Origin of the sequence: Microbispora bryophytorum, from assembly GCF_043197435.1 — a bacterium.
Lineage (GTDB): Bacteria > Actinomycetota > Actinomycetes > Streptosporangiales > Streptosporangiaceae > Microbispora > Microbispora bryophytorum.
On record NZ_JBICTF010000003.1, the window covers coordinates 759,495 to 780,521 of the forward strand.

The 21,027-nt window shown below is 72.4% G+C and carries 13 protein-coding genes; 7 read left to right on the top strand and 6 right to left on the bottom strand.

Annotated features, from left to right (window positions below; translation table 11 throughout):
• Positions 1 to 9 precede the first annotated feature (9 nt).
• Positions 10 to 2,862: a helix-turn-helix transcriptional regulator gene (locus tag ACGFIB_RS12720; protein ID WP_393371209.1), complete on the bottom strand. Its 2,853-nt coding sequence runs from the start codon at positions 2,860 to 2,862 to the stop codon at positions 10 to 12.
• Positions 2,863 to 3,438: 576 nt separating this feature from the next.
• Here ACGFIB_RS12720 and ACGFIB_RS12725 point away from each other — a divergent pair.
• Both ACGFIB_RS12725 and ACGFIB_RS12730 read left to right on the top strand, forming a co-directional pair.
• Complete coding sequence (locus ACGFIB_RS12725) at positions 3,439 to 5,019, top strand: sensor histidine kinase (protein ID WP_393371212.1); 1,581 nt, start codon at positions 3,439 to 3,441, stop codon at positions 5,017 to 5,019.
• Complete coding sequence (locus ACGFIB_RS12730; protein WP_393371214.1) at positions 5,016 to 6,401, top strand: sensor histidine kinase; 1,386 nt, start codon at positions 5,016 to 5,018, stop codon at positions 6,399 to 6,401. The genes ACGFIB_RS12725 and ACGFIB_RS12730 overlap by 4 nt, the downstream gene beginning before the upstream one ends.
• Before the next feature lie 74 nt (positions 6,402 to 6,475).
• Here ACGFIB_RS12730 and ACGFIB_RS12735 read toward each other — a convergent pair whose 3' ends face one another.
• The gene (locus ACGFIB_RS12735; RefSeq protein ID WP_393371217.1) at positions 6,476 to 7,195 is read right to left on the bottom strand and encodes a TetR/AcrR family transcriptional regulator; all 720 of its coding nucleotides are present in this window, start codon (positions 7,193 to 7,195) and stop codon (positions 6,476 to 6,478) included.
• A 113-nt stretch (positions 7,196 to 7,308) separates the two neighbouring features.
• On the opposite strand from ACGFIB_RS12735, the gene ACGFIB_RS12740 reads away from it, so the two are divergent.
• Positions 7,309 to 8,532: a saccharopine dehydrogenase family protein gene (locus ACGFIB_RS12740; protein WP_357244062.1), complete on the top strand. Its 1,224-nt coding sequence runs from the start codon at positions 7,309 to 7,311 to the stop codon at positions 8,530 to 8,532.
• Positions 8,533 to 8,646: 114 nt separating this feature from the next.
• Here ACGFIB_RS12740 and fusA read toward each other — a convergent pair whose 3' ends face one another.
• Positions 8,647 to 10,716 carry an elongation factor G gene (gene fusA, locus ACGFIB_RS12745; protein ID WP_393371221.1) on the bottom strand — a complete coding sequence of 690 codons (2,070 nt, stop codon included), beginning with the start codon at positions 10,714 to 10,716 and terminating at the stop codon, positions 8,647 to 8,649.
• A gap of 690 nt (positions 10,717 to 11,406) precedes the next feature.
• Between fusA and ACGFIB_RS12750 the strand changes: the two genes are divergently transcribed.
• From ACGFIB_RS12750 to ACGFIB_RS12760, 3 genes are all read left to right on the top strand, one after another.
• On the top strand, positions 11,407 to 12,408 hold the full coding sequence (locus ACGFIB_RS12750) for a phosphotransferase enzyme family protein (protein WP_357244056.1): 1,002 nt from the start codon (positions 11,407 to 11,409) through the stop codon (positions 12,406 to 12,408).
• 238 nt (positions 12,409 to 12,646) lie between these two features.
• The gene (locus ACGFIB_RS12755; RefSeq protein WP_393371225.1) at positions 12,647 to 13,609 is read left to right on the top strand and encodes a sugar phosphate isomerase/epimerase family protein; all 963 of its coding nucleotides are present in this window, start codon (positions 12,647 to 12,649) and stop codon (positions 13,607 to 13,609) included.
• A gap of 46 nt (positions 13,610 to 13,655) precedes the next feature.
• Positions 13,656 to 14,591 (top strand): DUF2332 domain-containing protein, encoded by a 936-nt coding sequence (locus tag ACGFIB_RS12760; RefSeq protein WP_393371228.1) that lies wholly within the window; start codon positions 13,656 to 13,658, stop codon positions 14,589 to 14,591.
• 34 nt (positions 14,592 to 14,625) lie between these two features.
• Here the strand turns inward: ACGFIB_RS12760 and ACGFIB_RS12765 are convergent, their stop codons facing one another.
• Complete coding sequence (locus ACGFIB_RS12765; protein WP_393371231.1) at positions 14,626 to 15,966, bottom strand: cytochrome P450; 1,341 nt, start codon at positions 15,964 to 15,966, stop codon at positions 14,626 to 14,628.
• 178 nt (positions 15,967 to 16,144) lie between these two features.
• Between ACGFIB_RS12765 and ligD the strand changes: the two genes are divergently transcribed.
• A complete protein-coding gene (gene ligD, locus ACGFIB_RS12770; RefSeq protein WP_142570413.1) occupies positions 16,145 to 17,344 on the top strand; it encodes a non-homologous end-joining DNA ligase in 1,200 nt (399 codons plus the stop codon).
• On the opposite strand, the gene ACGFIB_RS12775 is transcribed toward ligD, so the two are convergent.
• Both ACGFIB_RS12775 and ACGFIB_RS12780 read right to left on the bottom strand, forming a co-directional pair.
• Positions 17,329 to 19,842 carry a GMC oxidoreductase gene (locus tag ACGFIB_RS12775; RefSeq protein WP_393371235.1) on the bottom strand — a complete coding sequence of 838 codons (2,514 nt, stop codon included), beginning with the start codon at positions 19,840 to 19,842 and terminating at the stop codon, positions 17,329 to 17,331. The two genes, ligD and ACGFIB_RS12775, sit on opposite strands and share 16 nt — an antisense overlap.
• Positions 19,843 to 19,867: 25 nt before the next feature.
• Entirely contained in the window at positions 19,868 to 20,989 is a 1,122-nt protein-coding gene (locus ACGFIB_RS12780) for an alpha/beta fold hydrolase (protein WP_393371238.1), read from the bottom strand.
• Positions 20,990 to 21,027 lie beyond the last annotated feature (38 nt).

A 21,027-nucleotide genomic window follows, 5' to 3' on the forward strand; every position in this document is an offset into this window, starting at 1 on the left:
GACAGCCGGCTACGACTCCCGGTCGGGGCGCTCTTCGGCGAAGATGCGGGCGAGTTCGGCCCGGGACGCGATGTCGAGCTTGGCGAAGATCCGGCGCAGATGGGTCGAGACCGTGTGCGGAGACAGGAACATCTGCGCGGCGGCCTGGCGATTGGTCAGTCCTCGGGCGATCAGCTCCGCCACCGCGCGTTCCGTGTCGGTGAGGCTGTCCCAGCCGAATTCCTGCTGGTGTGACTGGGCCCAGTGCCGGCGCCGGACGCCCAGTGCGCGCAGGCGCGCTCGCGCGCGGGCCGCGTCCCTGAGGGCGCCGATCTGCTGGTAGCCGTCGTGCGCCTGGTCGAGGCTGCTGATGGCCCGCTCGCGGTCGGCGCAGGCGCCGGACGTCGTGAGCAGGACCCCGAGGTCCTCGGCGGCCGAGGCGCGCTCCCACAGTTGCGGGTGGTTGGCGGCGGCGAAGGCGAGGTCGCCGGGGTCGGCGTGGAGAAGGCCGCGAGCGTGCGCGGCGGCGGCGGCGAAGATGGGGTAGGCGGGGTTTCTCCGTGCGAGGTGGCCGGCCGTGTCGACGGTGGTCTGCGCGTACGTCCGGTTTCCCGAGGCCAGCGCGAGCCGGGTCATCCAGGCCGCCGCGAGGGGCGCCGTGACGAGCATCCATCGCTGTTTCTCCGCGTCGGTGTAGGTGGGGCCGAGGATGTCCATCGCTCGTTCGCGATCGCCCTGGGCCTCGGCGACGACGGCCTCCACCCACTCGGACGCCGATCCGAAGAGCATTCCGGCGGCTCCGGGCTCGCGCGCGTACCTCCTGATGTTCCGGCCCGCGGCGTTCATGTCGCCGCGCCGCACGGCGATGTACGCGAGTATCGACAACCCCACGCGGATGAACCCGTGCGTGCCCATGTCGTCCGCGATCCTCATTCCGGCCTCGGCCTCGGCGGCGGCGTCGTCGAGCCGGGCGGCGGCCAGTTTCACGCGGGCGCGGAAGAGCGCGGGCTGCGCGGCCAGCACGGTGACGCCGAGGGACTCGATCTCCTCCTCGGCCGCCCGGATGGCCAGGTCGGCCGCGTCGAACTGACACAGGCACCGGTGAAGATGACCCAGCAGCAGCCATGCGTACGGCCGCTGGACGGCCTCGACGGTGCCGCTGTTCCCGATCCGCATGGCCTCGTGCAGATGCGTGAACGAGTCGTCGAACCGTCCGTAGATCATGGCGCACCGGGAGAGCATCAGCAGGGCGCCCATCACGGCCGTGTCGGAATGCCCGTCGCGATCGGCGAGGACGGCCTCCGCTCGCCGTCGTCCCTCCCTCAGGTCGTTCAGGGAGATGAGCCCCCAGAACACCGTCCACTCGGCGACGTCGCGAAGGTCGCGGGAGACGTCCTCCCGGCTGAGCAGGCTTTCGGCCTGGGACACGGCGTCGGCCGGCCGGCCGCTCAGAAGCAGGATGTACGCCAGCGCGCAGCGCAGGCGATGCGCCAACGCGGGGGGAGCCCTGCTGAGCGCGGGACGAGCGAGATCGGCGGCCTCGCACAGCCGCCCGACGGCCGTCAGGGCGTCCACCGCGATGGCGGCCCGACCCACCCAGTCGGGATCGGCGGCGTCGGTCAGCTCCAGCGCCCGGACGGCGAGATCGGCGGCGGTCTGCGGCGAGGACCGCAGCACCTCCCGCGCCGCCCGGTCCAGCGCGCGCAGGGCGCACATGTCACCGTGGCCGGCGCTGTGGATGAGGTGCGCGGCGGCGGGAATGGTCGATCCGCCGCGTTTGAGCAGCATCTCCCCTGCCTCGCGGTGCAGGGCCCGCCGGACGGCGCTGGACAGGGTCTCCGTCACCGCCTCCCACAGGAGTTCGTGCCGGAAGGCCAGTTCGTGCCCGGCGGATTCGACGATGCCCGCCGACATCGCCTCCTCCAGCATGGGCAGCAGATCGCCCGTCGTTTCGCCGAGCATCTCGGCCAGGTCCTTCACCGAGAACGAACGGCCCAGGACCCCGGCGACCTGGAGCATGTGCCTGGTCGGTCCGGACAGCTCCTCCAGGCGCTCCCGGGTGACCGCCTGAGCCGGCGGCAGCCGCGTCGACACCAACGACGCGCGGCCGTCGGCGATCCGGAACCCCCCCTCGTGCTTGAGCTTCTCGATGAGGTCGACGAGCAGGAAGGGGTTGGCATCCGCTATGTCGGCCAGTGCCAGCACGTCCGGCTCGGGCGCCGCCCCGAGGATGTCGGTGACCACCTCGGCCACCGCCGCGCCGTCCAGAGCCTTCAGCCGGATCCGCGTCGCCCCCTCGCGCTCCAGCGTGTTGAACATGCGGTCCAGGCGGAGGGCGTCGCCGCCGCCGGTCGTACGGGCCAGCATCCAGATGAGCGGGGTGGAGGCGAAGTCCACGGTCAGCGACCGCAGCGCCAGCAGAGTCATGGGGTCGGCCCAGTGCACGTCGTCCAAGGTGAGCAGCACGGGCCCGTGCGCCACCAGCGTCTCCAGCGGTCCCTGCAGACGCTCGAGCAACAGCAACCGCTGGTCGACCGGACCGGGCACACCGTTGTCGCCGGTGCGGAGAGGACAGCCCGACTCCTCGAGCGCCGAGATCAGCGGGGCCAGCGGCATCAGCTGGGCCAGCTCGTCCGCGACGCCGCGGACCACCCGGAACCCCCACCTGGTCGCGGTGGCGGCGGCCACGTCGAGCATGCGGCTCTTGCCGACGCCCGGCCGGCCCTCGACCAGCACGACCCCGCCCCTGCCCACACGCGCCGCCCGGAGCAGGCCGGCGACGAGCTCCCACTCCCGGGCGCGGCCGCGCCAACCAGGCCAGGAAGTCTCCCGGGAACCGGGTCCCTCCGCCGCATCCAGGACATTCCGGGATACGTCCCCCATAAATCCATGAGACACCCGGCGCACACGGCCCCGCAACAGGCCCGCGCGGTGCGCCCGTCCATCGCCTCGCGATCACGGCGCGACCTGAACCGTTGATCGCAGGGCCGCGAGCAGGAGCGCAACGCTACACATATGTGCGATACGGCCTGCTTCTCCGCCGTTCAGAATCGTATCCGTCAACTCATTCCTTGATTTTGAGCTGACGTGAAAGGACCCCACGACTGAGCGGTGCCGGGAAACGTGCGCAGCGGACCACGCGCCCACGCCTCCCCGGCCCTCTCAGGAGCCTGGCATCCCTCGAATTCCTATTTCGAAAGGATGGCGATGGTGGACCTGACGGATAAGTTGCTGATACTCGTGTGGCCTCTGTTCGCGCTGCTCACGTCGGTAGCCGCCGCCAAGGGCCTCGCACACGTGCTGACCGGCAGGTCGTCGAGCGTCACCTGGCACGCACTTCTGACGAGCGACAGGACAGACCGCGCGAAAGCCTCTCGCGTGGAGGGCGGCGAACACGGACCCGGGCGGCGGGTCCCTCGCCGCCCCCCGAAAGCCGACCGGCCGCAGCACCGGCCCTCCGTGACCGGCTCCACCGGCCACGCCTCCGCCGAGCACGCGCACGAGACCTCCGGCCCCGCCGGCGCGTCGTCACCCGGCTCGATGAGGCGTGAGAACGGACACCGGCGTCCGGACCGGCGGCGGCCGGGCCTGTGGTGGCCGGGTCTGCGGGGGCCGGGCCTGTGGGCGCGCCTGGCGCCCCGCTCGATCCGAGGGCAGATGACCCTGCTGGTCACCATCATGACCGTCTTCACCCTCCTCCCGGAGGGAGGGGGGATGTACCTTCTGGCCAGAGCCGGGACCGTCGGACGGCGATGGGATCCCTGCGGCATCGCTGTCACGGGCGCCGAGAGTCGCCAGCCGGCGCACGGCCATGTGCGACATGCGGTGCAAGAGGGTGCGGTGCGGCAGGGTGCGCAACAGGGCGCGGTGCAACAGGGCGCGGTGCGACGGGGTGCCGGCGGCGTCCGCCGGGTCGCCGGTCTGCTGGCGGCCGGCCCCGCGGGGTCCTCACCGCCCGCCGCCTGGGGAACGCCGCCCCGGACCTTTTCAGGGGACCTCGAGCCGCGCACGGGCGCCCCGCAGCCCACGCCGGCGTGTAGCGCCGGCTTCCCCGCCGGGTCCCGGGGGGTCGTCGAGGCGGGGCAGCCGCTGCTGGGCCTCACGCCGCCCGGCTCACTCCCGTTGCTGGTGGCTCTGGAGACCGCCGAGCTGATCGCCCTGAACGCCTGGGTCACCTGGAAGGTGAGCAAACGGCTGCTCCGCCCCCTGGATGCGGTGGGCGCCGAACTCTCCCGGATCGACTTCGGCCACCTGGCCGCCGGTATCTCGGTGCCGAGGAGGGCGCAGGAGATCACCCGGTTGGGCCGTACGATCAACCAGGCTCTGGGGCGCGTGCATAAGGCCAAGGAAGAACTTGAGGAGCTCGCCCGCCGCCAACGGCGGTTCGCGTCGGACGTCGCCCACGAACTGCGCACTCCCATCGCGGGGCTGCGGGTGCAACTGGAAGCGGCACAGCAGGATCCCGGCGAGGTGCCGCTGCCGGAGCTGCTCGAGACGTTGCTGGATCAGGTGGACCGGCTTCAGACGATCACCGAGGACATCCTGTCCATCGCTCGCATGCCCCACTGCCCACCCGCCGAGTGGCGGCAGCTCGACCTCGCGGCCCTGGTCAAGGCCGAGGTCGCGCGACGTGCGGATCGGCACCCGGTGCGGCTCCGCATCACCCACGGGGCCACCGTCACCGCCGTGCCGTCCCAGATCAGCCGGCTGCTCGCCAACCTGCTGAACAACGCGCAGCGGCACTCCAGACGTGTGGTGTGCGTCGAGGTGCAGGCCGAGCCCACCGCGGTCGAGCTCGCGGTCAGCGACGACGGGCCGGGGATCGCCGAGGCCGACCGCGAGCAGGTGTTCCAACGCTTCACCCGGTTGGACGACGCCCGCCGGCTCGACCGCCACGGCACCGGACTGGGCCTGGCCATCGCCCGCGACATCGCCCAGGCGCATCAGGGCACCCTCCGCGTCGAAGAAAGCACAGCCGGCGGGGCGCGGTTCGTCCTGCGGCTGCCCCGAGTCCGGCCGACTGGGACGGGATCCTCATGAAGCTTGAAAACTGTTCGATCCGCGCCCGGCTGGCGCTGTTCGTCAGCATCGCGGTCAGCGTCCTCTGTATCGCGTTCTCCATCGTCCTGTTGTTCGCCCTCAACAAGATGGCCACTCAGAACCTCACCAAAGAGGTGACGGCGGTCGGCGAGTTGACCGCGTACGGCGTCGACCACGGCCAGCTCGTCAATCCGCTGCCGCCGATCCCGCAGAACCTGATCCGCCCGGTCCAGGTGGTCGACCCGCAGGGACATGTGGTCGCCGCGACCAGGGATTTGCAGCACCGGCCGCTCATGGCGCATTTCACGCCGAAAAGCCCCAGGCGGGTGGCGAGCGCCGTGGTCTGCAATTCCGTCTTTCCATCCGGCGGCTGCCACATCGTCGTCGCGCAACAGGTGTATCGCAACGGCGACTGGACCGTGTACAGCGCCGCACCGACGCTGCCGTTCTTCGTCTATCCGGGTATGGCGGCCCTTCTGGTCACGGGAACGGTCCTCTTCACAGGGGCGGTCGCCTACGGGGCGCGGCACACCGTCGCCAAATCGCTCAAACCGGTGGACGCCATCCGGGCCCAGCTCGACCACATCCGGAGCACCAACCTGGGCCGCCGGGTTCCCGTCCCCAAGGTCAAGGACGAGATCTACCGGCTGGCCTGGAGCGTGAACGAGACGCTGGACCGCCTGGAGCACATGCTCGAACAGCAGCGGCGCTTCTGCGCCGACGCGTCCCACGAGCTTCGCACCCCGATCACCGCCATCCGCGTCCAATTGGAGGACGCCCTCCGGGCGGCCGAAGGCGTCGACCTGAGCAAGCTGTGCGACGACGTCCTTCCGAGCGTGGAGCGTCTCCAGTCGATCACGACCGGTCTGCTGACGCTCACCCGGTTCGACGCCGGCGCCCCGTGTCCGCGACAGCCGGTCGACCTGGCCGAGCTCATCGCCCTGGAGCTGAGGAGCCACCAGGTGAGCAGGAGGGTCGTCCTCCAGCTGACACCCGGGGTGGTCGTCAACGGCGATCGGGCGCAGCTGCGGCAGTTGGTCTGCAACCTGATCCAGAACGCCCAGCGACACGCGTCCTCCACCGTCACGGTCACGCTCCGGTGCGAGGACGGCGACGCGCGCTCCACGAAGGGCGTCGCGGCACTGGAGGTCCTCGACGACGGCGCCGGGATCGCCGTCGACCAGCGCGAGACGGTGTTCCAGCGCTTCACGCGGCTGGACAGCGCACGCAGCAGGGACGCCGGAGGAATCGGCCTCGGCCTCCCCATCGCCCGGCTGATCGCCGAACGCCACGAGGGCACCCTGACCATAACGGACAGCGATCGAGGCGCCCGCTTCGTCGTCCGCCTCCCACTGGACCCTCAGCCCGGGGACTGGCAGTGAAGATGGAGACGGACGCCCCGGCCACCTGACGCGGCCGCGCCTCGCCGCTCCGGCCGCTCCGGCCGTGCCCGCCTTCATCCGTCGCCGGCGGAGCCGTTCCTCTCGCGGTCCCGCGCGGCGCCGGCGAGCAGCATGTCCAGCGCGGCGGGGTAGGCGCTGTCGTTCATGTCGGCCACCAGCAGGGGCGCGACCGCCGCGATGTTGGGGTGGCCGGCGGGGGACAGGCGGGCGTAGGTCGCCTGCCACATCTCCTCGTCCGCCCTGCGCGCCTGCTCCGGCAGCGCGAGGGACGCCGCGTCCAGCGCGGCGAAGGCCAGCGTCATGTCGATGAAGGCGTGATAGACGCGGACCGCCGCACGGTCGGGGAAACCGGCGCCGCGCAGCCGCCCGAGGATCGCCTCGTCGGCGGCGATCTCGTGGGACTTGCCGCTGATGCGGCTGGCGGTCAGCACCGCGGCCTGGGGGTGTTCGAGGTAGGCGGCGTGGATGCGCAGGCCCAGCTCGCGGAGGTCGGCGCGCCAGTCGCCGGTGGCGTGCCAGCCGTTCATGGCCCGGCCGATGAGCATGTCGCCGATGGCCAGGGTCAGGTCGTCGATGCCCGCGAAGTAGCGGTAGAGCGTGCTGGGGTCGGCGCCGAGCGCGATGCCGAGCCGCCGTACGGACAGCCCGGCGGCGCCGTGCTCACGCAGCATGCGCAGCGCGGTCCGCACGATCAGGTCCTCGGAGAGAACGACCCCGTTCTTCGTCGGGCGGCGCCGCCGGCGCGCCGACTCGGAAACCACCGGCTTGGGCATTGTGCTCTCCTCTCCGGCCGCCACCTTATGCCAACACCATTGACGTTCTGCACGGCGGTGACATTGGATCGGGTGCATCAAAGGGGTCTTTGTCCTCAAAAGGGAGCTTTGTCATGCGTGTTCTGCTCGTCGGCGCGGGAGGGGTGGGCACCGCGATCACCCGCATCGCGGCCCGCCGGTCCTTCTTCGCGCACATGGTCGTCGCCGACTACGACCTGTCCCGGGCCGAGGCGGCCGTCGGCGCGCTGGGGGAGGCGGGCGCCCGCTTCACCGCCCGGCGGGTGGACGCGGGCGACGAGGCCGCGGTGGCGGCACTGCTGGCCGAGCACCGCTGCGACGTCCTGCTCAACGCCACCGACCCGCGGTTCGTGATGCCGCTGTTCCGGGCGGCGCTGTCGGCCGGCGTGCACTACCTGGACATGGCGATGTCGCTGTCGCGGCCGCATCCGCAGCGCCCGCACGAGGCGTGCGGGGTCAAGCTGGGGGACGCCCAGTTCGAGATGGCCGCCGAGTGGGAGAAGGCGGGACGGCTCGCGCTGGTCGGCATCGGGGTGGAGCCGGGGCTGTCGGACGTCTTCGCCCGATACGCCGCCGACGAACTGTTCGACCACATCGAGGAGATCGGCATCCGCGACGGCGCCGACCTCACCGTCGACGGGTACGACTTCGCGCCCTCGTTCAGCATCTGGACCACCATCGAGGAGTGCCTCAACCCGCCGGTCGTCTACGAGGCCGGCCGGGGCTGGTTCACCACCCCGCCCTTCAGCGAGCCGGAGGTGTTCGACTTCCCCGAGGGCATCGGCCCGGTCGAGTGCGTCAACGTCGAGCACGAAGAGGTCCTGCTCGTGCCCCGCTGGATCGACGCCGAGCGGGTGACCTTCAAATATGGGCTGGGCGAGCGTTTCATCGGCACGCTGCGGACCCTGCATCTGCTGGGGCTGGACCGCACCGAGCCGGTCGAGGTCGTCGCCGAGGGCGGCGCCGTCGTCAAGGTGTCCCCGCGCGACGCGGTCGCGGCGTGCCTGCCCGACCCGGCGACCCTCGGGAATCGCATGCACGGCAAGACGTGCGCCGGCACCTGGGTCAAGGGCACCAAGGACGGCAGCCCGCGCGAGGTCTACCTCTACCACGTGGTCGACAACCAGTGGTCCATGCGCGAGTACGGCTCCCAGGCGGTGGTGTGGCAGACCGCGGTCAACCCGGTGGCGGCGCTCGAACTGATGGCCGCCGGCGCCTGGTCCGGCACCGGGGTCCTGGGCCCCGAAGCCCTGCCGCCCCGGCCGTTCCTCGACCTGCTCACCGCGTACGGCACCCCGTGGGGCCTGCGGGAGCAGTAGGCGGCCACCACGGCTGGACGGGAACGGCCCCCGCCCAGGACGAGGCACGGCCCTGCCCGCGACGAGGCACGGCCCCGCCCGCGCCGAGGCACGGACGGGACCGCGGCGAGGCGCCTATCGCGTGAGGTCCGCGGCGGAACCGGTCACCTGGGCGTAGCCCGCGGGGCGGCTGGTGAAGTCGCCCCTGCCCTGGGTCCGGCCGCGCAGCCGGGTCGCGTACCCGAACAGCTCGGCCAGCGGCACGGTCGCGGTGACCACGACGGCGCCCGCCCGCGCCTCCGAACCGCCGACCCGGCCGCGCCTGGCCGCGAGGTCGCCCAGAACTCCGCCGACGGCCTCCTCGGGCACTGTCACCGTGACCTCGGCCAGCGGCTCCAGCAGAGCCATCTCACCGGCACGCAGTGCCTCCCGCAGCGCGAGCCGCCCGGCCGTGCGGAACGCCATCTCCGAGGAGTCCTTCGGGTGGGTCGCGCCGTCGGTCAGCGTGACCCGAAGGCCGGTCACCGGATGGCCACCGAGCGGGCCCTCGGCGAGGGCGTCCCGGCAGCCGGCCTCCACCGCGCCGACGTACTCGCGCGGCACCCGGCCGCCGGTGACCGTGGACCGGAACACGAAGCCGGCGTCGTGCTCCAGCGGTTCCACGTCGAGCACGACGTGGGCGAACTGCCCGGCGCCGCCGTCCTGCTTGACGTGCCGGTACAGCAGCCCGGACACCCCGCGGACGACCGTCTCCCGGTAGGCGACCCGGGGCCGTCCGACGGCGACGTCGAGCCCGTGGGCACGGCGGAGTTTGTCCACCGCGACCTCCAGGTGCAGCTCGCCCATCCCCGACAGCAGCGTCTGGCCGGTCTCGGGATCGGCGCGGACCGACAGCGACGGGTCCTCGTCGGTCATCCGGGCCAGCGCGGTCGCGAGCCGCCCGGCGTCCCCGCTGCCGCGCGACTCGACGGCCACGGAGACCACCGGCGAGGCCGTGACCGGCGGCTCGAGCACAAGCGGCGCCCCGGGGGCGCACAGGGTTGCTCCGGCGCGGGCCGCCTTGACCCCGGCGACCGCGACGATGTCCCCGGCCGTGGCCCGGTCCGTCTCGGTGTGCCGGTCGGCCTGCACCCGGAGGATGCGTCCCATCCGCTCGGTGCGCCGGGCGCCGGCGTCCAGCACGACGTCTCCCCTTCTGATCGTTCCCGAGTACACCCGCAGGTAGGTCAGCCGTCCGGTGGGGGCGGCGTGCACCTTGAAGACCAGCGCGGCGAACGGCGCCGCCGGGTCGGCGGGCCGCTCCTGCCCTGATCCCTCCCACTCGGCGCGTACGGGCGGCACGTCGGGCGGCGCGGGCAGGTAGTCGACGACGGCGTCCAGCAGCGGTTCGACGCCGCGGTTGCGGTACGCCGACCCGCACAGCACCACCACCGCCTCGCCACGCAGGGTCAGGTTCCGCAGGGCGGCGGTCAGGGTCGGCGCCGAGATCTCCGGCCGGGCGCAGAACTCCTCCAGCGCCGCCGGATGAAGCTCGGCCGCCGTCTCCTCCAGCAGGCGGCGGCGTCGGCGGGCCTCGTCCCCGAGGGCTTCCGGCACCGGGCCCTCCGTGACCGTGTCACGGCCGGCATCCCAGACCAGCGACCGCATCCGCAGCAGGTCCACCACGCCGGTGAACCCGTCCTCCCGCCCGATGGGCAGCTGGACGACCAGCGGGATGACCCGCAGCCGCTCGCGGATCGACTCGACCGCCGCGTCGAGGTCGGCCCCGGCGCGGTCCATCTTGTTGACGAACGCGATGCGCGGCACGCCGTACCGGTCGGCCTGCCGCCACACCGACTCGCTCTGCGGCTCCACGCCGGCGACGGCGTCGAACACCGCGACCGCGCCGTCGAGCACCCGCAGCGACCGCTCCACCTCGTCGGAGAAGTCCACGTGACCCGGGGTGTCGATCAGGTTGATCCGGTGGCCGTCCCACAGGCAGCTCACGGCCGCGGCGAAGATGGTGATCCCCCGGTCGCGCTCCAGGGGGTCGAAATCGGTGACGGTGGTCCCCTCGTGCACCTCGCCGCGCCGGTGGACGGCGCCGGTGAGGTAGAGGATCCGTTCGGTGACGGTGGTCTTGCCCGCGTCGACGTGGGCGAGGATGCCCAGGTTGCGGATGCCGGTCAGCGGGACGGGGTGATTGCGGTTCAGGTCGGCGCGCATGGCCATGCCCTTCGGAGGGTTCCTACGGTGGCGGGGCGCGATTGGCCTGACGAGAAGAACCGGCCGGATCCAGGCCGGGCGCGGCCCCCGGGCGGACACCGTTCGAGGACGCCAGGGCGACCAGCGACCAGCGACCGGCGAGCGGCGGGCGGTGTGCCGAGCGGCGCACGCGGGTTCGGCGTGCGGGCCCATTGGAGGGGCCGCATGCTGTCTCACGTGCGGTTTCACGTGCGCCTTCGAACATGGCGCCGGAGCGGCGTCAACGCCGCCGGTGAAACGGCTTCAGTGCCCGCCTTGCCCTTACCAGGGGGGCGAAGTTCGTCAGGAACGTCCGATGGCGGCCGCGCGGCCGGCATCGGAGAGCGACGTAGACACCAGGATCACCTCGTGCCGTGACCGGAGGACGACGACCGCGATGCGCTGATGCACGGTCAACTCCCCTCTCTTCGGCCGAGGCGCGCCGCGGCGTGGCGGCGCGCGTGATCAGTGGCGAGTGTACGGAAACCGGCTCGTGTCCGGAAAGGGGTTTTCCGCTTCGCCGGGCCCGCCCCCGCACGCGGCCTGCACGCGGTCCCACACGCCGCGGGTCCACACGCCGCGGGTCCACACACGGAGCGCCCCGGCGGGCGATGCGGGAAACGCGGCAGGGAGGATCTGACGGAGACTTCCACAGGATCTTTAGGAGAACGCATGCAGGTCCACGACCTGTCCGGTGGCGGCGACGTCCTCGCCCGCGTCGAGGGGGTCGCCCGCCGTGCCCTTCGACGCTACGACGTTTCCCCCGACGCCTCCGTGACGTTGCTCAACGTCTCGGAGAACGCGACCTTCATGGTCGGCGACGGCGGATGCCGGATGATCCTGCGGGTCCACCGGCTCGGCTACCACCCGCTGGAGGCCATCGTCAGCGAGCTCGCCTGGCTCGACGCGCTGCGCGACGAGGCCGGGATCGTCACGCCGCGCGTGCTGCCCGCCCGCGACGGGTCGCGCGTCGTCGCCGTGCGGGAACCGGGATCCGAACCCCGTCACTGCGTGATGTTCGAGTTCCTGCCCGGCGCCGAGCCGGCCGAGGACCGGCTGGTGGAGGACTTCGAACGGCTGGGCGCGCTGACCGCCCGCATGCACCGCCACGCCCGCGCCTGGGCGAGGCCGGCGTCCTTCACCCGCTTCCACTGGGACCTGGACGCCGCCTTCGGCCCGCGGGCGCGGTGGGGCAGGTGGCAGGACGGCGTCGGCGTGGACCGGGAGGCGCACGCCGTGCTCGCCCGGCTGGAGGCCGAGCTGCGCCGCAGGCTGGAGCGATTCGGTAAGGGCCCCGACCGGTACGGGCTCATCCACGCCGACCTGCGCCTGGCCAACCTCCTCGTGGACGGCCGGGCGGGAACCAGCGTCATCGACTTCGACGACTGCGGCTTCGGCTGGTACCTCTACGACTTCGGCGCCGCCGTCAGCTTCATCGAGCACCGGCCGGAGGTGCCGCACATGGCGGAGTCGTGGGCGCGCGGCTACCGGTCCCTGCTCGACCTCCCGAAGGAGGACGAGGCCGAGATCTGGACGTTCATCTTGTTCCGCCGCCTCCTCCTCGTCGCGTGGATCGGCTCCCATTCGGCCGCCGACATCGCCGGGGAGCTCGGCGCCGGCTACACCCGGGGCAGTTGCGAGCTGGCCGAGCGCTATCTCGGCGGCTCGCTCTGAGGAGTCTTCCTCGCAGGTCGTGGACCCGGCCGGGTCCTGCCCGAAGCGCGGGATGCGATGATCGGGGTGTGATTCAATCGGGCCGACCCATGCTCTGCCATGGTTCGTCCCCGTGCGGCGGAAAGGGTGAGCAGGTGTCCCGCGACCCGGATGGCGAAAGCGCGGTCGAGGCGGTGCGGCGGGAGGTCCTTCGGCTCATCACGAGCGGCCGGTTCGCGGGCTTCCCGGAGGTGACGGGGTGACGGGGCACGCGGCTCCCTGGGCGGTGCGGGTGGCGAGCGCGCCCGTCAGCTTCGGCGTCTACCGCGCCGACGGCGCGCCGCTGGGGCCCGACGAGATGCTCGCGACGATGCGCGAGGCCGGATACCACGGCACCGACTCCGGGCCGATCGGATACCTGGGCACGGCGCCGGCCCTGCCCGAGCGGCTCGCGGCGCATGGTCTCGGGCTCTCCGGCGGCTGGGTGGACCTGCGCTACGACGACCCGGACGGCTTCCGCGAGGATCTGGCCGCCCTCGACGCCGCCCTCGACGTGTTCACCGCCGTCGGCGACGCGGAGGCCGGGGCGGCCGATCCGCGCTTCGCGCCGCGGCCGACTCTCGCCTGCCCGGACCGGCCCGAGCGGTTCGCCCGTCCTGGCATGCCGGCCGATCTGAGGCTCTCCCTGTCCGACGACGACTGGCAGGCGTACGCGGGGCGGATCGGCGAGGCCGCGGCCCGCTGCCGTGACCGCGGCCTGGAGCCCGTCTTCCACCACCACCTGGGCACCGACGTGGAGACGCCCGAGGAGATCGAGCGGCTGCTCGGCTCGACGGACGTCTCGCTGTGCCTGGACACCGGCCACCTGTGGCTGGCGGGGGGCAACCCCGTGGCGGTCATCCGCGACTGGTCCTCGCGGATCCGGCAGGTGCACGTCAAGGACGCCTCCCGGGACGTCCTCGCCCGGATCCGCGGGGTCGGCGGCGACCTGTGGGACCTGGTCGTGGCGGGCGGTTTCCCGCCGCTCGGGCAGGGTGATCTGGACCTGCCCGCCGTGCTGGCCGAGCTGCGGCGGTCGGGTTACGAGGGCTGGATCGTGATCGAGCAGGACGTTCCGGTCTTCCGCGCCTCGGACACCGAGGCACTCGCGCGGGCGGTCGCCGACCAGCGGGCCAACCGCACCGCCTTCGGCGAGGCACTCCGCGCCGCCGGCCTCGCCTGATCCCGCCGGGCGCGCGCCACGGGCGGGATCAGGCGACGATGGCGGTATGACGACCGCAGCTGATTACGCCGAGTTCGCCGCACGGGAGGCGCACGGCGTGTCCCCGGCGTACGAGCGCCTGGCGCTCGCGGTCTCCCGCGACCAAGAGATGCTCGCGCTGCTCGGCACGCTCCCGCCGGCGAAGCGGCAGCCGAACCTGCTGTTCGGCGTCGTACGGTTCCTCGGCGGCCCGGTCGAGGACCCCGCAGCGTTCCGTGACTTCACCATGGGGAACCGGCCGGCGGTCGAAGCGGAGATGCGCACCCGGGCCACGCAGACGAACGAGGCCGGGCGGTGCGCGGTGCTGCTGCCGGTGCTCGCCGCGCTGCCCCAGCCGCTCGCGCTGCTGGAGGTCGGGGCCTCTGCCGGATTGTGCCTCTACCCCGACCGGTACGCCTACCGCTACGGCGACCACCCGGTCGGCTCCGGCGAACCGGTCCTGGACTGCGCCGTGACCGGGGTGGCGCCGCCGGCCCGCCTACCCGAGGTGGTGTGGCGGGCCGGTCTTGATCTGAACCCGCTCGACGTGACGAGTTCCGCCGACGTCGCGTGGCTCGACGCCCTCGTTTGGCCGGAGCACGAGCGGCGGCGGGCCCGGCTGAGGGCGGCCGCGGCCGTCGCCGCGACCGAGCCGCCGCTGCTCGTGCGCGGCGACCTGGCGGACGATCTGCCGGACCTGGCCGCGAAGGCCCCGGCAGGCGCCACGCTCGTCGTGTTCCACACCTCGGTGCTGTACCAGGTGCCGGCGCCGCGGCGGGAGGCGTTCGCCGAGATGGTCCGCGGGCTGCCGGGGCACTGGATCGCGAACGAGACCCCCGATGTGCTGCCCTACCCCGGCCTGCCGGAGCCGCCCGGCGCGGCACTGCACAACGTCCTCGCGCTGGACGGGACGCCGCTCGCCTGGACCCTGTCGCATGGGCAGGCGATGACCTGGTTCGCGTGACCTCGCCGCGTCACTGGCCGCGTCACTGGCCGCGTCACTGGCCGCGGCGCAGTCCGCGCAGGAACGTGACGAGACCGGACCTCGGGCGCACGTCGCCGCCGTCCTGCACAGCCGGCGCTGACGGCTCGCCGCGGGTCTCTCGCGCGGGCCGGAGCGTGCCGGAGAACCTCGTGCTGACCTCGTACGTCACGGGTAGGGAGCGCAGCGCGCGGACGAAGGGGGAGGGACGCCACGGAAGCCGGTCCACCGGAAGCGTCGGGGTCAGCACCGAGAACCGGTCGAGCAGGCGGCGCACCGCGATGGTGGACATCTGCGTGGCCAGCCGCTGGCTCGGGCACCTGTGCGGGCCCGCGCCCCACGCGAGGTGGGCGCGGGTGCTGCGGATGTTGTCGCTGGTGAACGCTCCGGCGAACCGCGGGTCGGCGTGTGCTCCCGCGATCGACAGCATCACCGGGTCGCCGGCCGCGATCGTGAAGCGGCCGAGCTTCACGTCCATCCTGGCGTAGCGGAGGGTCAGGTTGGCCAGCGCCGGGTTGGCCAGGGCGACGCGGTTGACCACCTCCTCGATCGCGCCGACCGACAGGCTCTCCCTGAGCCGGGGATTGGTGATCGCCTCGAGGATGACGTTGCAGATCAGGCTGCCGGTGAAGTCCAGGAATCCGGACAGCATCATCAACTCGCGGGCGAGTTCCTCGTTGGTGAGATCCGGCTTGGCCTCGATCATGTACGACGGCAGGTCGTCGCCGTGCCGCTGCCGTTTGGCCGTCGCCAGGTCGAGGAGGGCGGCGTGCAACCGCTGGTACGCCCCGGCGGAGTCGGAGCCGTCCAGCAGGCGCCACTGGTCCTCCAGCAGGTCCTCGCCCCGCTCGATGGTGACGCCGAGCAGGTGGTTGGCGACGAGCAGGGGGAACGGCCGGCTGTACTGCCCGGCGAGATCGGCCCGGCCGGTGGGCCCGGCCTCCGCCATCACGTCCACGAGATCGTCGCAGTGCCTCACCATGGCCCGTTCCAGCCGCTGCGCCTGCTCGCCGCCGGGATCCTGGAACGGCCGGAGCCCCGCGATCCAGGCGCCGCGCAGACCCCGGTGCCTGTCCCCGTCGTGGAAACCGGAGTTGTCGGCCTGCAGGAGGGCGAGCAGCGGCCAGTCGGCGGGAACGCCTCCTTCCGCGTACGTCCGCCAGTGGTGCACGCGCTTGCTCCACGCGTCGCGCGCGTTCTGCATGATGTGCAGCACCTCGTCGTAGCCGAGCACGAACCACACCGGCACACCGAGGACGTCGACCGGGGCCACCGGGCCATACCTGGCGCGCAGGCGCTCGTAGACGAGCGTGGGATCGGCTTCGTAGTCTCCGGTGAGCAGGGACTCCAATGGCAACGAGATGAGCCCTTCAACGGCCGACGCGGACCATCTTTCGGAGACCAAGGGCTGCGCCTGCCTTTCCTGCCATATATGGGGTACGGGCGGTGATCTTAGAGTGTCCGCCCGCGAATGTCAGCGCCTCGGCCGCATCGCTGCTCAGGGTGGGGGCGGACCGGCGACGTAGTGTGGCGGCATGACGCTGGAGCTCGACGGCAGGATCGTGAAGATCACGAATCCGGACCGCGTGGTCTTCCCGCGGACCGGGCACACCAAGCTCGACCTGATCTCCTACTACCGGGTGGTCGCGGAGGGGGCGGTGCGCGGCGTGGCCGACCGGCCGGTGATACTCAAGCGCTTCGTGCACGGCGTCGACCGGGAGGCCTTCTTCCAGAAGCGGGCGCCCGCCAAGCGACCCGAGTGGGTGGAGGTCGTCGAGCTGAGCTACCCCTCCGGCCGAACGGCGGACGAGGTGGTGATCCGCGACCTCGCCCACCTGCTGTGGACGGTGAACCTGGGCTGCGTGGACCTCAACCCCCATTCCGTGCGGGCCCACGACCTCGACCATCCCGACGAGCTGCGGATCGACCTCGATCCCGTGCCCGGCGTCGGCTGGGAGCAGATCGTGCGGGTCGCCCTGGTCGCCAGGGACGTGCTGGAGGAGCACGGCCTGACCACCTGGCCCAAGACGTCGGGCTCGCGCGGATTCCACGTCTACGCCCGCATCGAGCCGCACTGGACCTTCCCCGAGGTGCGGCGGGCCGCCGAGGCCGTGGCCAGGGAGGTCGAGCGCCGGGAGCCGGACGTCGCCACCAGCCGGTGGTGGAAGGAGGAACGGCAGGGCGTCTTCGTGGACTACAACCAGAACGCCCGCGACCACACCGTCGCCTCCGCCTACTCCGTACGGCCGACCGGCCTCGTCTCGGCCCCGCTGGCCTGGGACGAGGTGCCCGGGTGCCGGCCGGAGGACTTCACGCTCGCGTCGATGCCCGACCGCTTCGCCGAGGCGGGCGACCCGTGGGCCGGCATGGACGAGCGGGCGGGGTCGCTGGACGCCCTGCTGGAGCTGGCCGAGGCCCAGGGGCCGCGGCCGGACAGGCCCGCGGACCCGCCGCGGCAGGGGCGGCGTCAGTCCGTCATGCCGCTCGTCGAGATCGCCAGGGCCGCCACGCGGGACGAGGCGATGGCCGGGCTCGAACGATGGAAGGCCCGTCATCCCGAGGTGGCCCGCCTCCTGCAGCCGGCCGACGTCCTGGTCGACTCGATGCGCGGGCGCAGCTCGACCTGGACGAGGATCAGGGTGAACCTCCGGCACGTCCCCGAGCCCGACCGCCCCGGCCAGGAACCACTGGAGGTCGACTACGACCCCTACGGCAGAGATCAGCCGGGGCCGTAGACCTCCCACAGCTCGCCGAGGAAGAACCGGCAGAAGCGGGTCACGGCCCCCGTGCCGTCCGGCCCGGCCGTGCGGAAGGTCGTGAGCATCCGCACGAGGTCGGACGGCAGGATGCGCAGCGTCCCCGCGGCGACCACGGCGGCGTCGTCGTCCCCGTCCTCCTCGACGTGCCCCTCCAGCAGGCGGGCGTGCAGGGTGGAGGTGTCCAGCCACAGGCGGGTCGGCGCGCCCGGCAGGATCTCCTTGTGCCCGGCCAGAGTGCGGGGACGGCCGTCGGCGTCCCAGAAACGCAGGCGGTAGCACATGCGCCGCTGCCCGGCCGTCTCCCCGGGGACGAACAGGTTGAACGAGCCCCCGGCGATCGGCCGCCTGCCTCCGCACAGGTCGGCCTCGATCCAGCCCTCCGCCCTGGCCTCGTGCTCGGGCTCGGTCAGGAAGCGGTCGATGTCGTCGATCGTGATCGTGATGCGGAAGGCCATGGGGCGTCCGCCGGCTCCACTTCGGCGGGCCGCACCGCCGGGCGGGACGAGCGTCAGGAGCCCCCGCATCTCCTCCACGAACCACAGCGAGGTCCGGCCCTCGAACACGCTCGGCTCGTCCGCGCGTCCGGCCGCGAAGGGACGGCCGCCGGAGACGGCCTCCGTTCCCATCGACACGGTCTCCGCCCCCATCGGCACGGCCTCCGTCCCCACCTCGATCGGCGGCACGGCGGGCAACTCCACTGACTCGACCCCCACTGACTCGACCCCCACTGACTCGACCCCCACTGACTCGACCCCTGCGGCCCCGACCATCACGGCCCCGACCCCCGCCAAAGGCGTGGCGAGGGACGTACGGGACTCCAGGATCCGGGTGCTCATGCGGTCGGCGAGCGCGGCGATGGTCAGCGACGGATTGGCGCCGACCGGCCCCGGCAGGGCCGCGCCGTCCGCGACGTACAGCCCGGGGAAGCCGAAGACCTCTCCGTACGGGTCGCAGACCCCCTCGCCCGGATGGCGGCCCATCGGCGCGCCGCCCAGCGGATGCACGGTCATGACCCGCCTGCGCCACCACGGCGGGCTGTCGGCGTACTCCGCGCCGAGCACGTCGCCGATCCTGCGCATGATGGAACGCAACCGCTCGTAGTAGTCCTCGCTGCTCTCGGCCGTCCAGTCCACGTCGAGGCGGCCGTCGCGCAGGCGCAGCCTCCCGTCGGGGACGTCCCGGCCCATGCCGAGCAGCGGCAGCGAGGTGCCCGACAGCTCGCCCCGGCCGATCAGGTCGGCGAACTCCGCCGACAGGTTGGTGTCGTGGGTGAGGATGTTGCCCATTCGCCGCAGCAGGAACCGGGCGACCCTGCCCGGCCTCATGTCCGCGCCCTCGACCAGGTAGTCGACGAACTCGGGATAACCGCCGTCCTCGATGTAGGCGCCGCGCCCGTCCGCGCCGTCGTCGAGCCGGATCGCGCTGGTGATGACCGGTCCGCGGCTCGCCCGGATGGGCCGGGTCCTGCTCCGGTCGGTGGCCCGCAGCAGGAACGCCAGCATGTCCCCGTTGCCGCAGAAACGGCTGCCGATCGTCGCGCTCAGGCCGGGGAAGGCCGCCCGGTTCTTCAGCAGCAGGTAGGACGTGCCGTACGTGCCGGCGGCCAGGACGAGCCGGTCGCAGCTGATCGTGTGCGGCCCGGTCCGCCGGGGCGGCCCGTCGCCGTCCTCGCCCGCCTCGTCCTCGCGCGGCATGTGCTCGACGTACTGCACGTCGTAGCCGCCGCCCACGCGCGGCCCGATGCGCCGCACCTCGTGCAGCGTGCGCAGGTCGGCGCCGTGGTGCCGGGCGGCTGACAGGTAGGTGTGGTCGAGACTGTTCTTCGCGCCGTCGTTGCAGCCGAGGTCGCACTCGCCGCACAACCGGCACGTACGGCGCGGCACGCCGTGCAGGTTCCCGTACGCCGCCGCGGCGAGCGGCGCCCCCTGGGAGGGCTGCGCCCCCGGCGACGGCGCGAAGCTGACGGCCAGCGGCGGAAGCCGCCAGTCGAGCCCCAGCTCGGCTGCCGCGTCCCGCATGGCGAGAGTCTTCAGCGTGTCGTCGAAGCCGGGACTGGTCAGCGGGTAGGGCGAGACGCCGATCATGCGCTCGACCGCGTCGTAGTGCGGTTCGAGGTCGGCCCTGGTCACCGGCCACGACTCGTAGCCGCCGCCGGGCAGCGCCTGCTCGTGGACGAACCAGTCCTCGTCCTTGCGCAGCATGACGTTGGCGTAGACGAGCGAGCCGCCGCCGAGGCCGCTGGAGACCACCGAGTCGCAGCCGGAGAAGCTCCAGATGTCGAACATCCCGTACAGGCCCTCGGCCGGGTCCCAGAAGGCGCGGCCGAGCTGGGCCGGGCCGCGCGGGAACTCGCCCGGCGCGTACGCCCTGCCCCGCTCCAGCACGACCACGGACAGCCCCGCCTCGGCGAGGCGGCAGGCGGCGACCGCGCCGCCGAAACCCGAACCGACCACGACCGCGTCGACGTGTTCCATAAGTGGATGTCTCTCAGTGACGCGGTCAGCGACCGCTGTGCCGCTTCAGGAAGTCGAGGATGTGCGGGAAGACGTCCCGGTGCGCGTTCGCCCCGATCAGGGGGTCGATGTGCCCGTAGCCGGGCAGGATCCGCAGCTCGTGCCGTCCCGGCGCCGCCTTCGACAGCACGCGGTGGCAGACGATGTTGGAGTCGGTGAAGACCTCGTTGCGGTCGCCGGTGAGGAACAGGATCGGCGTGTCGACGTCGGCCGCGTTGACCAGGTAGTCGTCCGGCAGCGCGGCGTACCGCGGGTCGCCGACGTCGGACTTCACCGCCCGCCCGGCCGCCACCATCTTCCGCACGTGACGGTAGTAGTGCAGGTCGCAGGCGCCGTTGAGGTCGGCGAGCCGCTCGTGCACGTGCGTCCTTCGCGCGAGGTTGCGGTGGCGGTACATCGCGGGCCTGCCGCTGCCCCACATGAAGCTCTGCATGTGGCAGGCCGCCTCACGGCACTCGGGATGGAAGTAGGAGACGGCGCGGGCCAGCAGCCACCGCCGCGTCAGCGGGGGCGCGTCCCTGAACCGGGGGTCCAGGTAGGACAGGCCCGTGCCGTACTCCAGCAGCGCGGGACCGAGGGTGAGCTTGAGGCGGGCCCAGGGGTGCACCCGGGGCGTCAGCGCGACGCTGTTGGCCACCACGCTGGCGATCTCGCTCACGGCCCCGGAGAACAGGCTCATGTGGAAGGTCACCGACCCCAGGCAGTGGGCCACCACGTGGATCCGCCGCGCCCCCACGTGGCGGCGGATCTCGCGTAGTGCTGCCGGGTGGTCGTACTGGGCGATGTCGTCCAGCGTGTGCCTGCGAGTCTCCAGCGTGTACGGGAACCTGTTGCTCATCCGGAAGTCCAGCGCCCACACGTCGCCGAACCCGCTGTCGTGCAGGAACCTGACCAGGTTCGTGTGCTCCGGCATGATGAACATGTCGCTCGACGAGGTCAGGCCGTGCACGAGCAGCACGACGTCATCCTGCGCCCCCTGCGCCGGCGTGTGGTCGCGGCGGAACCGGGTGAGCTGCAACCCCAGCTCGTCCTCGGTGGCGAACGGATGGACCGTGACCTCGGCGTCCCGCACGCCGTCAAGCGTGAACCGGGGTATGCGGTGTTCCATCCGATCGCCTTTCTGCCGGGGCAACGATCCCAGGACCA